Annotated in this window: 13 protein-coding genes; 9 read left to right on the top strand and 4 right to left on the bottom strand. The window is 65.7% G+C overall.

Translation table 11 applies throughout. The annotated features are described in order from the left end of the window. The 4 genes from THIARS_RS13635 to THIARS_RS13620 all read left to right on the top strand — a co-directional run bounded on the left by THIARS_RS13635 (position 1) and on the right by THIARS_RS13620 (position 2,996). Positions 1-939 (top strand): UDP-2,3-diacylglucosamine diphosphatase, encoded by a 939-nt coding sequence (locus tag THIARS_RS13635; protein ID WP_094161361.1) that lies wholly within the window; start codon positions 1-3, stop codon positions 937-939. Next, the gene (locus THIARS_RS13630) at positions 927-1,955 is read left to right on the top strand and encodes a glycosyltransferase family 4 protein (protein ID WP_094161360.1); all 1,029 of its coding nucleotides are present in this window, start codon (positions 927-929) and stop codon (positions 1,953-1,955) included. The genes THIARS_RS13635 and THIARS_RS13630 overlap by 13 nt, the downstream gene beginning before the upstream one ends. A gap of 62 nt (positions 1,956-2,017) precedes the next feature. Then, positions 2,018-2,398 carry a diacylglycerol kinase gene (locus THIARS_RS13625; protein ID WP_094161359.1) on the top strand — a complete coding sequence of 127 codons (381 nt, stop codon included), beginning with the start codon at positions 2,018-2,020 and terminating at the stop codon, positions 2,396-2,398. A gap of 13 nt (positions 2,399-2,411) precedes the next feature. Next, a complete protein-coding gene (locus THIARS_RS13620) occupies positions 2,412-2,996 on the top strand; it encodes an LOG family protein (RefSeq protein WP_094161358.1) in 585 nt (194 codons plus the stop codon). A gap of 49 nt (positions 2,997-3,045) precedes the next feature. Here THIARS_RS13620 and THIARS_RS13615 read toward each other — a convergent pair whose 3' ends face one another. Both THIARS_RS13615 and THIARS_RS13610 read right to left on the bottom strand, forming a co-directional pair. After that, a complete protein-coding gene (locus THIARS_RS13615; RefSeq protein WP_094161357.1) occupies positions 3,046-3,384 on the bottom strand; it encodes a P-II family nitrogen regulator in 339 nt (112 codons plus the stop codon). Positions 3,385-3,447: 63 nt separating this feature from the next. After that, positions 3,448-5,157 carry an NAD+ synthase gene (locus THIARS_RS13610; RefSeq protein ID WP_094161356.1) on the bottom strand — a complete coding sequence of 570 codons (1,710 nt, stop codon included), beginning with the start codon at positions 5,155-5,157 and terminating at the stop codon, positions 3,448-3,450. Here THIARS_RS13610 and THIARS_RS13605 point away from each other — a divergent pair. Next, a complete protein-coding gene (locus tag THIARS_RS13605) occupies positions 5,156-6,355 on the top strand; it encodes a GNAT family N-acetyltransferase (RefSeq protein ID WP_094161355.1) in 1,200 nt (399 codons plus the stop codon). The genes THIARS_RS13610 and THIARS_RS13605 overlap by 2 nt on opposite strands. Here THIARS_RS13605 and THIARS_RS13600 read toward each other — a convergent pair. Continuing rightward, positions 6,350-6,874 (bottom strand): low molecular weight protein-tyrosine-phosphatase, encoded by a 525-nt coding sequence (locus THIARS_RS13600; RefSeq protein ID WP_094161354.1) that lies wholly within the window; start codon positions 6,872-6,874, stop codon positions 6,350-6,352. The genes THIARS_RS13605 and THIARS_RS13600 overlap by 6 nt on opposite strands. A 54-nt stretch (positions 6,875-6,928) precedes the next feature. Further along, positions 6,929-9,022 carry an excinuclease ABC subunit UvrB gene (uvrB, locus tag THIARS_RS13595; protein WP_094161353.1) on the bottom strand — a complete coding sequence of 698 codons (2,094 nt, stop codon included), beginning with the start codon at positions 9,020-9,022 and terminating at the stop codon, positions 6,929-6,931. 183 nt (positions 9,023-9,205) lie between these two features. Between uvrB and THIARS_RS13590 the strand changes: the two genes are divergently transcribed. From THIARS_RS13590 to nth, 4 genes are all read left to right on the top strand, one after another. Continuing rightward, entirely contained in the window at positions 9,206-10,411 is a 1,206-nt protein-coding gene (locus tag THIARS_RS13590) for an amino acid aminotransferase (RefSeq protein WP_094161352.1), read from the top strand. Between the two features lie 112 nt (positions 10,412-10,523). Beyond that, positions 10,524-11,801 (top strand): polyhydroxyalkanoate depolymerase, encoded by a 1,278-nt coding sequence (locus tag THIARS_RS13585; protein ID WP_094161351.1) that lies wholly within the window; start codon positions 10,524-10,526, stop codon positions 11,799-11,801. 60 nt (positions 11,802-11,861) lie between these two features. Continuing rightward, positions 11,862-12,560: an electron transport complex subunit RsxB gene (gene rsxB, locus THIARS_RS13580; RefSeq protein WP_094161350.1), complete on the top strand. Its 699-nt coding sequence runs from the start codon at positions 11,862-11,864 to the stop codon at positions 12,558-12,560. A gap of 44 nt (positions 12,561-12,604) precedes the next feature. Further along, positions 12,605-13,249, top strand: coding sequence for an endonuclease III (nth, locus tag THIARS_RS13575; protein ID WP_094162135.1), 645 nt, complete (start codon positions 12,605-12,607; stop codon positions 13,247-13,249). Positions 13,250-13,330 lie beyond the last annotated feature (81 nt).

The following is a 13,330-nucleotide window of genomic DNA, read 5'->3' as shown; positions in this document are numbered from 1 at the left end:
ATGCAGCCCAGCACCCTCAGCAGCCCTCCCGCGGATGCGCACTTGGTGGCGCAAGCCCTGTCTTCAGTCCCTGCGGCCGATCCGGCCGACGATCCGGACACGTCGTACCAGTTCCGTACCCTGTGGCTCTCGGACATCCATCTCGGCACGCGCGACTGCAAGGCCGATGCCCTGCTGGAATTGCTCCGGCATTGCCACGCCGAAACCATTTACCTGGTCGGCGACATCATCGACGGCTGGCAACTGCGCAAGGGCTGGTACTGGCCTCAGGCGCACAACGACGTGGTGCAAAAGCTGCTGCGCAAGGCCCGCAAGGGATGCCGCGTCATCTTCATTCCGGGCAACCACGACGAGTTCGCCCGCCACTACGTGGGCTTGCATTTCGGCGGTATCGAGGTCCTGTCCGACGTCGTGCACGTCACAGTCGACGGCACCCGGCTGTGGATCGTGCACGGAGACTGGTTCGACGGCGTGGTGATGCACGCCAAATGGCTGGCGCATCTGGGCGACCAACTCTACATCTTCACCCTCAAGCTCAACCGCTGGCTCAACCACGTGCGCCACCGACTCGGCTTTTCCTACTGGTCGCTGTCGCAGTACCTCAAGGGCAAGGTCAAGAACGCCGTGAGCTACATCTCCAGCTTCGAGCAGTTGCTCGCCGAGGAAGCCGCACGACGACAGTGCGAGGGCGTCGTTTGCGGCCACATCCATCGCGCCGAACTGCGCCACATCGGCTGCACCCTCTACGCCAATTGCGGGGACTGGGTCGAAAGCCTGACCGCCGTGGCCGAACAGCACGACGGCGCGATGCAGCTCCTGATGTGGAAGTCGGCCACCTCGAGCCCGCAGGTTCTCGCCGAGATGCGTGCTCCCGCCGCCGCAGCCGCCAGCCACTCCTCAACCATGACCGAGCCGAACCCCGCAACATGCGCATCCTGATCGTCAGCGACGCCTGGAGTCCTCAAGTCAATGGCGTCGTTCGCACGCTGAAGACAACCATCGAACACCTGCGCAGCCAGGGCGAAGAGGTCGAGGTGATCGAGCCCGGACTGTTCCGCACCATCCCCTGCCCCACCTATCCGGAAATCCGCCTGAGCTGGCGCCCGAGACGGCTGGTGATGCAGCGCATCGCCAGCTTCAGCCCGGATGTCGTGCACATCGCCACCGAGGGCCCACTGGGCCTGGCCGCGCGCCGCGCCGCCTTGCATCTGGACATTCCGCTGACGACCGCCTATCACACACGCTTCCCGGAATATGTGAAAGCCCGATTCGGCATGCCACTGTCCTGGACCTATGCCTATCTGCGCTGGTTCCACAACGCCGCACGCGTCACCCTGGTGCCCACGCAAGTCGTGCGCAGCGATCTCGTGGCGCGCGGCTTCACGCGTCTGGCGATCTGGTCGCGCGGAGTGGACAGCCGGGTGTTCTTCCCGCGCCATGGCCAGCGCCTGGAAGGAGACCCGCCGATCTTTCTCTATGTCGGGCGCGTGGCGGTGGAAAAAAACATCGACGCCTTCCTCGAACTCGACCTGCCCGGCACCAAATGGGTGGTGGGAGAGGGGCCCGAGCTGGAACGCATTCGCCGCGAGCATCCACAAGTGCGTTTCCTCGGAGTGCTCTCGCAAGACCGCCTCGCCGAGGTGTATTCGGGCGCTGACGTCTTCGTATTCCCCAGCCGCACCGATACCTTCGGCCTGGTGCTGATCGAGGCGCTGGCCTGCGGCTGTCCAGTGGCCGCCTACCCCGTGACCGGCCCGGTGGACGTGATCGGCGACGCTCCGGCCGGCGTGCTGGACGAGGATCTGCGCGCCGCATGCCTGGCCGCGCTGCGCATTCCGCGACAAAACGCCGTGGCGCACGCCCGTCAGTTCACCTGGCAGCGCGCGACCTCACAATTCCTCCTTCACCTGCAACAGGCCGCCGAAAAACCTGCCCCAACCGGGGTCGAGGCTTGAATCGGTCGTCACCGCAACCACCTCGACCCCCGATCAGGCACGGCCTTCCTGGAAGTCTGCATTTGAGTCCGCATCCCTACAAGAACAAGACCGGGCTGGCCCGCCTAGCGCAGGCCGTGCGCAACTCGGCCAGCGGCATCCGTACCGCATGGCGCACCGAGTCCGCCTTCCGGCAGGAGAGCCTTTTGACCCTCGTGATGCTGCCGCTGGCCTTCTGGCTCGGCAACGACGGCACAGAACGCGCGCTATTGGCCGGTTCCGTTGTGCTGGTCCTGGTGGTCGAACTGCTCAATACCGCCGTGGAATACACCGTGGACCGTGTTTCGCTGGAGCGCCACGACCTGAGCAAAACCGCCAAGGACCTCGGTAGTGCCGCCGTCTTGCTAACCTTGCTGCTTTGCGCTTTGGTGTGGCTTGCGATCTTGCTGCCGCGCTTTTCTTGAAGGCCCAGCTTCCATGCATGCAGTATGTGTCTATTGTGGCTCCAGCACCGGGGCCGACCCAGGCTATGTCGAGGCCGCGACGGCCATGGGGCGCGAGATCGCGAGCCGGGCGATGACCCTGGTTTACGGAGGCGGCAGCGTCGGTCTGATGAACGCCACGGCCGACGCCGCGCTGGCCGCCGGGGGCCGCGCCGTGGGCGTGATCACGGAACTCTTGATGCAGCGCGAAGTGGGGCACACGGGATTGAGCGAACTGCACATCGTCGAAAACATGCACCAGCGCAAGAAACTCATGGCCGACTATGCCGATGGCTTCGTCGCCCTGCCCGGAGGATTGGGAACGCTGGAGGAATTGTTCGAGGTGTGGACTTGGCGCCAGCTTGGCTACCACAACAAGCCCGTGGGCCTGCTCAACGTGCAGGGCTACTACGATTCGCTGCTGGATTTTCTGGCGCAAAGCCACGAGCAAGGCTTTGTACGTGCCGAGGTTCTGGCCCCGCTGGTGGTGGACACCGATCCTGGCCGGCTGCTCGACCGCATGGTGGGCAGCCAATTGGTTCGTGACGATCCATGGTGGCGCATGCGCGAAGCCATCTGATCCCGGATATGGCACGCCAAGGCCGACAAACCCCGGGGCCGGTTCCTTCTTACACGGCGGCTTCGCCGGTTTCCCCGGTGCGGATGCGGATGACCTGCTCGACGCTGGCGACGAAAATCTTGCCGTCGCCGATCTTGCCGGTGCGCGCGGCCTTGACGATGGCGTCGATGGAAGTCTCGACCTCGCCGTCCTTGACCACCACCTCGATCTTCACCTTGGGCAGGAAGTCCACCACGTACTCGGCACCGCGGTAGAGCTCGGTATGCCCCTTTTGCCGGCCGAAGCCCTTGACCTCGGTCACGGTCAGGCCCGTCACGCCGACTTCGGCCAGCGCCTCGCGCACTTCGTCGAGCTTGAAGGGTTTGATGATGGCGGTGATTTTTTTCATGAGTGTCCTCGTCAATGTCCCTGAAGTCGATCGGTCGGGTTCTGGTTTTTTAGCTTAACTGATTCAGCCCTGACCTTGCGCGGCAGATGGCTTGATCTCCACGCCCTCCAGCCAGCGCGAGGTGATGGGATAGCGCCAATCGCGGCCGAAAGCGCGGTGCGTGATACGCACCCCCGGCGGCGCCTGGCGACGCTTGTATTCGTTGAGCTTGATCAGGCGCAGCACCTGGGCCACGGCCGCCGGGTCCAGCCCGGCCGCGAGCAGTTCCTCGGGACTCTGGTCGTTTTCCATATAGCGCTCCAGGATGGCATCCAGCACCGGATAAGGCGGCAGGCTGTCCTGGTCGGTCTGGTCGGGCCGCAATTCCGCCGAAGGCGCGCGCGTGATGATGCGCGCGGGAATGACCGCCGGCTTGCCGCGCAGCAGAGCCTGCGCATTGCGCCAGCGTGCCAGTTCCCACACCAGGGTCTTGCGCACGTCCTTGATCACGGCGAAGCCCCCGGCCATGTCGCCGTAGAGGGTGGCGTAGCCGGTGGCCATCTCGCTCTTGTTGCCGGTGGTCAGCACCATCCAGCCGGTGTTGTTCGACAGCGCCATGAGCAATGTGCCGCGTATGCGCGATTGCAGGTTCTCCTCGGTCGTATCGCCCTCGCGCGCGGTCAACAACGGGTCCAGGCTGGTGCGAAAGGCGTCAAACATGGGGCGAATGGAAAGCTCGTCGTGCCGCACACCCAGGCCCTGCGCCATCTCGCGCGCATCCAGCCAGGAGATGTCGGCCGTGTAAGGCGAAGGCATCATCACCGTGCGCACGCGCTCAGGCCCCAGCGCATCCACCGCGACAGCCAGCACCAGCGCCGAATCCACCCCGCCGGACAGGCCGATGAGCACGCCCGGGAAGCCGTTCTTGTTCACGTAGTCGCGGGTGCCGGTCACCAGGGCATCCCAGGCTTGGGCCGGAAGCGGCTGGATCTCGGCGCGCAGACCCGCCTGCGGCGCGCCGTGGGCGTCGAAACCCGCCACCAGCAGGCATTCCTCGAACTGCGGCGCGCGTGCCAGCACCTGACCCTGCGCGTCCATCACGAACGAGCCGCCGTCGAAGACCAGTTCATCCTGCCCACCCACGCCGTGGGCGAATACGAGAGCCATCCCCGTTTCCAGGCAGCGCCGGCGCATGATGTCCTCGCGCGCCTGGCTCTTGCCCAGATGAAAGGGCGATGCATTGAGCACGAGCAGCACCTGCGCGCCCGCCGCGCGCGCGCGCCTCGGCGCCTCGGCAAACCAGGCGTCCTCGCAGATGTTGATGCCGATGCGCAAACCGCCCGCCTCGAACACGCAGGGTTCGCCGGCGCGGGCAAAATAGCGCCGCTCGTCGAACACCTGGTAGTTGGGAAGCTCGAGCTTGCCATAGGTTGCCTCCACCCGGCCGCCCCGCAGCACCGAAGCGGCGTTCCAGCGCAGCGGTTGCTGGGTCGACGCGGTGCGCACGTCGGCGCGCTCGCCAGGAACGTGGGGATGCCCGACCACGACGGCCAAATCCGGATACTGCGCCAAGCTTTGCGCCAGCTGGTGCAATGCCTCCTCGGTCGCGCGCAGAAACGCGGGCCGAAGCAACAGATCTTCCGGCGGATAGCCGGTCAGCGACAGTTCGGGGGTGAGCAGCACGCGCGCGCCCTGGGCGTAGGCTTGTGCCGCCATGGCGGCCATGGCGCGGCTGTTTCCCGCCAGGTCGCCGACGGTGCCGTTGAACTGCGCGATTGCAATGGGAATAGACATGGACAGCGATTTTCGCATTGAGATGGCCGATGGCATGGCCGATGGCATGGCCGAAGTGCCTGCCGCGCAGTGGGATGCGCTCGCCGCACTCACGCCCGGAAGCACCGTATTCCAGCGCCATGCCTACCTGCTGGCGCTGGAGGAGCATGGTTGCGCCGTGCCGCAAACCGGCTGGCAAACCCTGGTGCTGCAACTGCGCGACAGCGATGGCCAACTGGCCGCAGCCTGCGCACTGTATGCCAAGGGCCATTCCATGGGTGAGTACGTGTTCGACTGGGCCTGGGCCGACGCCTACGAGCGCAACGGCCTGGCTTATTACCCCAAGCTGCTGGCCGCCACCCCGTTCACCCCCGTGACCGGAGCGCGGCTGCTTGGACGCGACAAACCGGCGCGGCGCGCGCTGCTCGGGGCTTTGCTGGACTTTGCCCAGCGCAGCGGCCTGTCGTCGCTCCACCTGCTGTTCCTGACTCCCGAGGAGCGCGAACTGTGCGCGCAGGCGGGTCTGCTGTTACGTCAGACCGTCCAGTTCCATTGGCAGCAGCCCAACGCGCCGTGGCTGGATTTCGATGCCTTTCTCGGCGCGATGAACCACGACAAGCGCAAGAAGGTGAAGCAGGAACGGCGCAAGGTGACGCAGGCCGGCGTGCGCTTTCGCCGCGTGCAGGGGGCGCAAGTCACGCCGGAGGACTGGGCCTTCTTCATCCGCTGCTACCGGCAGACCTATGCGGAGCATGGTTCACAACCCTACCTGAACCTGGGCTTCTTTCGCGCCATTGGGCGTCATCTGCCCGAACACGTGTTGCTGCTCATCGCCGAACGGCATGGCGAGGCGATCGGCGCCTCGCTGATCCTGCTCGACCCGGAACTGCGCCATGCCTACGGGCGCTATTGGGGCGCCTTGCACCATGTTCCAAATCTGCATTTCGAAGCCTGCTACTACCAGCCTCTGGAGTTCTGCATCGGACAAGGCTACACCCGCTTCGAGGGCGGTGCGCAGGGGACGCACAAGATGGCGCGCGGCCTGTTGCCGGTGCCCTGCACCTCGGCGCATTGGCTGGCCGATGCGAGATTCAACGCCGCCATCGAACACTATCTGCAGCGTGAAAACCTGGCGCTGGACCAGCATATGGACGAGCTGCACGAGCATGTGCCGTTTCGCAAGGCGGCGACGTGCCCGGCCGAAGATGCCGGGCTATGAAACCTGCGATGCCGCGTCCTGCGCACGCAGGCACTGTTGCACATGGGCCAGCAATCCGCGGCTGGCGTGCTCCACCAGGTCGAGCACGCGCTCGAAACCGTCCGCGGCGCTGAAATACGGATCGGGCACGATGGGGCTTCCCGCCTCGGGGGCGAAGCTCATGAACAGCCCGAGCTTGTGCCTATGGGCTTCGGGGCAGCGTTCCTGCAGCAGGGCGAGGTTGTCCCAGTCCATGGCCAGCACGAGATCGAACTCCTCGAAGTCGGAGTCGCGAACCGCGCGTGCGCGCTGCCGGCTCAGGTCGTAGTTGCGCTTGAGTGCGTGGCGCTGGCTGCGCGCATCGGGCGGCTCGCCGATGTGATAGGCGTGCGTCCCGGCGGAATCGATGCGCACGACATCCGCCAGCCCCGCTTGCTCGACCTCGGCGCGGAACACGCCCTCGGCGGTGGGGGAGCGGCAGATATTGCCCATGCAGCAAAACAGCACGGCATAACGTGGGGCGGATTTCGGTGCAGTCATGGCGGAAGGCGTGGATGAAATGCAGGCAAGGTCGGTGAAGTCGACGCAACCGTCTCAAGCGCTTTGCGCGTCCAGATCGTGGTCGTCACCGGCGCCGAAAACACGACGACGCAGCGCGGCGAGCTGGTCGCGGGCGCGCGCGGCCAGCTCGAATTCGAGATTGCGCGCATGCTCGACCATGCGCTTCTCCAACTGCCGGATCTCCCGCGCCACGTCCTTCTCGTCCAGGGTCTCGAAACGGGCGTATTCCTGGTCGGCGCGATCCTTCGCACGCGCGCTGCCGCCCGATTGATCGTACACGCCGTCGATCAGCTCGCGCACCTGCTTGTTGATGCTGCGCGGGGTGATGCCCTGGGCCAGGTTGTGGGCGATCTGCTTGGCGCGCCGGCGTTCGGTCTCGCCGATGGCGCGGCGCATCGACTCGGTCATGACGTCGGCGTAGAGGATGGCCTTGCCGTTGAGGTTGCGCGCCGCGCGGCCGATGGTCTGGATCAGTGAGCGCTCGGAACGCAGGAAGCCTTCCTTGTCGGCGTCGAGGATCGCCACCAGCGACACCTCGGGAATGTCGAGTCCCTCGCGCAGCAGATTGATGCCCACCAGCACGTCGAACTGTCCCAGGCGCAGATCGCGCAGGATTTCCACACGCTCCACGGTGTCGATGTCGGAATGCAGGTAGCGCACCTTCACGCCGTTGTCCGACAGGTACTCGGTGAGCTGCTCGGCCATGCGCTTGGTCAGCGTGGTCACCAGCACGCGGTCTCCGGCATTCACGCGCAGGCGGATTTCGCCGAGCAGATCGTCGACCTGGGCCGAGGCCGGTCGCACCTCCAACTCGGGGTCCACCAGACCGGTGGGGCGAACGACCTGCTCCACCACTTCGTCCGCATGTTCCTGCTCGTAGGCCGCGGGGGTGGCCGAGACGAACACCACCTGGCGCATCTTGCGCTCGAACTCGGCGAATTTCAGCGGCCGGTTGTCCAGCGCCGAGGGCAGGCGAAAGCCGTAATCCACCAGGGTCTGCTTGCGCGCGCGGTCGCCGTTGTACATGCCGTTGAACTGGCCGATCAGCACATGGCTCTCGTCCAGGAACATCAACGCGTCGGGCGGCAGGTAATCCACCAGGGTCGACGGCGGTTCGCCCGGCGCCGAGCCGGAGAGATGGCGCGTGTAGTTCTCGATGCCCTTGCAGTGGCCGATCTCGGTCAGCATCTCCAGGTCGAAGCGCGTGCGCTGCTCCAGGCGCTGCGCCTCCACCAGCTTGCCCATGCGCCGAAACTCGCCCAGGCGCTCCTTCAGTTCGACCTCGATGGTCTGCGCCGCGGCCATCACCCGTTCGCGCGGAGTCACGTAATGACTGCTGGGATAGACGGTGAAGCGCGGAATCTTCTGGCGCGTGGCGCCGGTGAGCGGATCGAACAGGGTGAGCGCCTCGATCTCGTCGTCGAACAGTTCCACCCGGATGGCGAGTTCGGCGTGTTCGGCGGGGAAGATGTCGATCTGGTCGCCCCGCACGCGGAAGGTGCCGCGGCCGAACTCCATCTCGTTGCGCGTGTACTGCATGCGCACGAGCTGGGCGATGAGGTCGCGCTGGCCCATGCGGTCCCCGACACGCATGGTCATGATCATGGCGTGGTAGTCGGCTGGGTTGCCGATGCCGTAGATCGCGCTGACGGTGGCGACGATCACCACGTCGCGCCGCTCCAGCAGGCTCTTGGTGGCGCTCAGCCGCATCTGCTCGATATGCTCGTTGATGGCGCTGTCCTTCTCGATGAACAGGTCGCGTTGCGGCACGTAGGCCTCGGGCTGGTAATAGTCGTAGTAGCTGACGAAGTACTCCACCGCGTTCTTCGGAAAGAACTCGCGGAACTCGCTGTAGAGCTGGGCCGCCAGGGTCTTGTTCGGCGCGAACACGATGGCGGGACGCCCCAGGCGCGCGATGACATTGGCCATGGTGAACGTCTTGCCCGAGCCCGTCACGCCGAGCAGGGTCTGGAAGCTCAGGCCGTCGCGCACCCCCTCGACCAGCTTTTCGATGGCCAAGGGCTGATCACCCGCCGGGGGGTAGGGTTGATACAGCTGGAATGGCGAGCCTTCGTAGCGCACCAGCGGCGGCGGCGAGGAGGGTTCGACGATGGCAAGGCTGGGCATGGAGTCCTCTGGGAAAACGCGCGGGCGTTGCGGGTCGGCGACATGGCCGGGGCAAGTTCGGACCGGAAATCCGGCGGCGGCCTAAAATCCCCTTCATGTCAGGCAGCGCATGCGAAAAACGCACACAGCGTTCATTTTGCGCCGGCAAACTCCAAACCACCCTCCCCCAGCAAGCAAACACCCATGAGTGCATCGCTATTCGCCAGCGTGGACATGGCTCCACGCGACCCCATCCTCGGCCTGAATGAACAGTTCCAGGCCGACCCCAACCCGAACAAGGTCAATCTGGGGGTGGGCGTGTATACCGATGAAAACGGCAAACTTCCATTGCTGGCCTGCGTGAAGGAGGCCGAGAATGTGTTGGCCGAGATCCCCAAGCCGCGCGGCTATCTCCCGATCGACGGCATCGCCGCCTACGACAAGGCCGTGCAGTCGCTGGTGTTCGGCGCCGACAGCGAAGTGTTGCGCGCGGGCCGCGTGGTCACGGTGCAGGCCCTGGGCGGCACCGGGGGGCTGAAGGTCGGTGCGGACTTCCTCAAGCGATTGAATCCGTCGGCCCGGGTGCTGATTTCCGATCCAAGCTGGGAAAACCACCGCGCGCTGTTCGAATCCGCAGGCTTCGATGTCGGCAACTATCCCTATTACGACGCCGCGGCACGCGGCGTCGCGTTCGAGGCCATGCTGGGGGCCTTGAACCAAGCCCAGGCCGGCACCGTGATCGTGCTCCACGCCTGTTGCCACAATCCCACCGGCTATGACCTGACGCCCGCCCAATGGGGGCAAGTCATCGCCGTCGTGCAGGCGCGCGGCTTGGTGCCCTTCCTCGATATGGCGTATCAAGGTTTCGGCGAGGGCATTGCCGAGGACGGCGCCGTGATCCAGCAATTCGTCGCCAGCGGCCTGGACTTTTTCGTCTCCACCTCGTTCTCCAAGAGCTTTTCGCTCTACGGCGAGCGGGTGGGCGCTTTGAGCGTGGTCTGCGAGAGCAAGGAAGAAGCCGCCCGGGTCCTGTCGCAGCTCAAGCGCGTGATCCGCACCAACTATTCGAATCCGCCCACGCACGGCGCACAAGTGGTGACCACCGTCCTGTCCACTCCCGCGCTACGGGCACAATGGGAACAGGAGCTGGCGAACATGCGCGAGCGTATCCGCAGCATGCGCGCAGCCCTGGTCGACCGGCTCAAGGCACATGGCGTGGCCACCGACCTGCGCTTCATCACCCGCCAGAAAGGCATGTTCAGCTACTCGGGCCTGACTCCGCAGCAAATGGAGCGACTGCGCGCCGAATACGGCATCTACGGCGTCAGCACGGGCCGGATCTGCGTGGCTGCGCTCAATACCCACAATATCGACTATGTCGCCAAGGCCATGGCGGCGATCATGCGCTGAAGCGGGCTGCGCCGTGCCGGGTGAATACACGTCCGGCATGACCAAACGGACCCGATCCCGGACAAATCCATGATTCCCGGCCTAGAATTGCTGCATCGCACAAGGAATCGAGATGGTTTACGACTGGTATGAATCGCAGCGCGCCATGCTCAGCCCTCTCGCCGAGTTCGCGCAGGCCGCCGCCAAGTTCTACAACAACCCTCTTTGGCCCCTGTCGCAGACGCCGGGCGTGCAGCGCATGTCCGCCAGCTATGAGCTGATGCACCGACTGCTCAAGAGCTATGAAAAACCGGCGTTCGACATCACCACGGTGAGCGTGGACGGCCACGATGTGGCAATCCAGGAGCAGGTGGCGATGGACAAGCCCTTCTGCCGCCTCCTGCGCTTCAAGCGCTTCAGCGACGATCCCAAGACGCTCGAGCGAATCAAATCCGACCCCACCGTGCTGATCGTGGCGCCCCTGTCGGGCCACCACGCCACGCTGCTGCGCGACACCGTGCGCACCATGCTGCAACATCACAAGGTCTACATCACCGACTGGGTGGACGCGCGCATGGTGCCCACCGAGCAGGGTCCGTTTTCGCTCGACGATTACGTCGCCTATGTGCAGGAGTTCATCCGCCACATCGGCCCCGACGTGCACGTGATGTCGGTGTGCCAGCCCACGGTGCCGGTCCTGGCCGCGATTTCCTTGATGGCATCGGCCGCTGAGCCCACGCCGCGCAGCATGGTGATGATGGGCGGGCCGATCGATGCGCGCAAATCGCCCACCGCCGTCAACAACCTGGCGATGAACAAGAGCTACGAATGGTTCGAGTCCAACGTCATCTACCGAGTTCCGGGGAACTATCCCGGAGCGGGCAGGCGCGTCTATCCCGGCTTCCTGCAGCACACCGGCTTCGTTGCCATGAACCCGGATCGGCACTTCAACTCGCACTACGACTTCTTCCTCAACCTGGTGCGCGGCGATACCGATGACGCCGATGCGCATCGGCGCTTCTACGACGAGTACAACGCCGTGCTCGACCTGCCGGCCGAGTACTACCTCGACACGATCCGCCTCGTGTTCCAGGAGTTCGCTCTCGTCCAAGGCACCTGGGCCGTCAACGGCAGGCCGGTGCGCCCGCAGGACATCCACGATACCGCGCTGATGACCATCGAGGGCGAACTGGACGACATCTCCGGCGCCGGCCAGACCGAGGCGGCGCACGATCTCTGCACCGGCATCCCCGCGGCGGACAGCACCCATTTCACCGTACCCGGCGCGGGACATTACGGCATCTTCGCCGGGCGCCGCTGGCGCGAGCTCACCTATCCGCGCGTGCGCGACTTCATCGCCTCCCACCGCGAAGGCGTCGCGCAAAATCCTCCACGCCGACGCACGGCCTGAATGCCCTCTTCCGCACAGCGCGGACAACGATCCGCCTTGGCATCAGGGTCTGCCGGTGTCATGCCGCAGGCTGGATGGCCCGGCTTGGCCGAACGCATCGACGCGGCCCTGCCGCAAACCCAATGCACGCGCTGCGGCTACCCCGATTGCCGCGCCTATGCGCAGGCCATCGCGGCCGGCCAGGCCGGCATCAACCAATGTCCGCCCGGCGGGGCCGAAGGCGTCGCCAGGCTCGCGGCGATCACCGGGCTCAAGCCCATGCCGCTCAACCCCGAGCACGGCACCGAAGCGCCCCGGAGGCTGGCCGTGATCGACGAGGCCTGGTGCATCGGCTGCACCCTGTGCATCCAGGCCTGCCCGGTCGACGCGATCGTGGGCGCTCCCAAGCGCATGCACAGCGTGCTGGCCGACTGGTGCACCGGATGCGAGCTCTGCCTGCCGCCCTGCCCGATGGACTGCATTGAACTGCGCCCCCTGCCGGATCAGGCGCTGGCCGGCAGCACCGGCTGGGCGGCCTGGAGTGCCGCGCAAGCCCAGGCCGCCCGGCAGCGCTATGCGGCGCGCCAGCAAAGGCTGGCTCCGGCAAGACGCGAACGCCGCAACCCCTTGCACGGTGGGGAGATGGAAAACCCGCAGGACGGCGCGCTGCCGCTCGAGGCGCCGTCCGGCAGCAAGACCGCGGAACAGCAACGCAAGCAGGACGTGGTCGCCGCCGCGCTGGAGCGCGCCCGCCAGCGCCAGGCTGAGCGCCTGCGCTGAGGATGGCGCGCGGTAGTTCGGCCGCCAGCGACAATGTGGATGCGATGAACAAGACCGACATCGAAACTCTGTTCTCCCGCCTGCGGGCCGCCAACCCCAACCCCCGCAGCGAGCTTCAATACCACAACGCCTTCGAGCTTCTGGTTGCCGTCGTGCTGTCGGCCCAGGCCACCGACGCCAGCGTCAACAAGGCCACTCCGGCGCTGTTCGCCGCGGCTCCCACGCCTCAGGCCATGGCTGCACTGGGGGAGGATGGCGTGGCGCCCTATATCCGCACCATCGGCTTGTACCGCACCAAGGCCAAGAACGTGGCGGCGCTCAGCCGCATCCTGATCGAGCAGTACGGTGGACAGGTGCCGGGCACGCGCGAAGCGCTGGAAGCCCTTCCGGGCGTGGGCCGCAAGACGGCCAATGTGGTGCTCAACATCGCCTTCGGCCAGCCCACGCTGGCGGTGGATACGCACATCTTCCGTGTCGCCAACCGCCTCGGGCTGGCGAAGGGGAAAACGCCGCTGGACGTCGAAGCCAAACTGATGAAGGTGGTGCCCGAGGCCTATCTGCACGACGCCCACCACTGGCTGATCCTGCATGGCCGCTATGTGTGCAAGGCACGCAGCCCCGACTGCTGGCGCTGTGCGCTCGCGGATCTGTGTCCGCATCAACCCAAGACCGCGAGGCCCGCGGCATGAACGTGGTGGGGCACGCGCGCTGCGGCACGGCCCCGTCGGCGCCTTCCCGCATAGTGCGGCGCCCTTCGCGCCGACGCGAAA

Source organism: Thiomonas delicata (genome assembly GCF_900088825.1).
GTDB classification, from domain to species: Bacteria; Pseudomonadota; Gammaproteobacteria; order Burkholderiales; family Burkholderiaceae_C; genus Thiomonas_A; species Thiomonas_A delicata.
Note: the sequence above shows the minus strand (reverse complement) of the source record. Positions and strands in the feature narration are given on the sequence as shown.

Excerpts from the sequence above, each read along its gene's own strand:
- THIARS_RS13600 (WP_094161354.1), bottom strand. The coding sequence starts at position 6,874 with ATGACTGCACCGAAATCCGCCCCACGTTATGCCGTGCTGTTTTGCTGC.
- THIARS_RS13615 (WP_094161357.1), bottom strand. The coding sequence starts at position 3,384 with ATGAAAAAAATCACCGCCATCATCAAACCCTTCAAGCTCGACGAAGTG.
- THIARS_RS13590 (WP_094161352.1), top strand. The coding sequence starts at position 9,206 with ATGAGTGCATCGCTATTCGCCAGCGTGGACATGGCTCCACGCGACCCC.
- nth (WP_094162135.1), top strand. The coding sequence starts at position 12,605 with ATGAACAAGACCGACATCGAAACTCTGTTCTCCCGCCTGCGGGCCGCC.
- THIARS_RS13605 (WP_094161355.1), top strand. The coding sequence starts at position 5,156 with ATGGACAGCGATTTTCGCATTGAGATGGCCGATGGCATGGCCGATGGC.
- THIARS_RS13585 (WP_094161351.1), top strand. The coding sequence starts at position 10,524 with ATGGTTTACGACTGGTATGAATCGCAGCGCGCCATGCTCAGCCCTCTC.
- THIARS_RS13635 (WP_094161361.1), top strand. The coding sequence starts at position 1 with ATGCAGCCCAGCACCCTCAGCAGCCCTCCCGCGGATGCGCACTTGGTG.
- uvrB (WP_094161353.1), bottom strand. The coding sequence starts at position 9,022 with ATGCCCAGCCTTGCCATCGTCGAACCCTCCTCGCCGCCGCCGCTGGTG.
- THIARS_RS13610 (WP_094161356.1), bottom strand. The coding sequence starts at position 5,157 with ATGTCTATTCCCATTGCAATCGCGCAGTTCAACGGCACCGTCGGCGAC.
- THIARS_RS13620 (WP_094161358.1), top strand. The coding sequence starts at position 2,412 with ATGCATGCAGTATGTGTCTATTGTGGCTCCAGCACCGGGGCCGACCCA.
- THIARS_RS13630 (WP_094161360.1), top strand. The coding sequence starts at position 927 with ATGCGCATCCTGATCGTCAGCGACGCCTGGAGTCCTCAAGTCAATGGC.
- rsxB (WP_094161350.1), top strand. The coding sequence starts at position 11,862 with ATGCCGCAGGCTGGATGGCCCGGCTTGGCCGAACGCATCGACGCGGCC.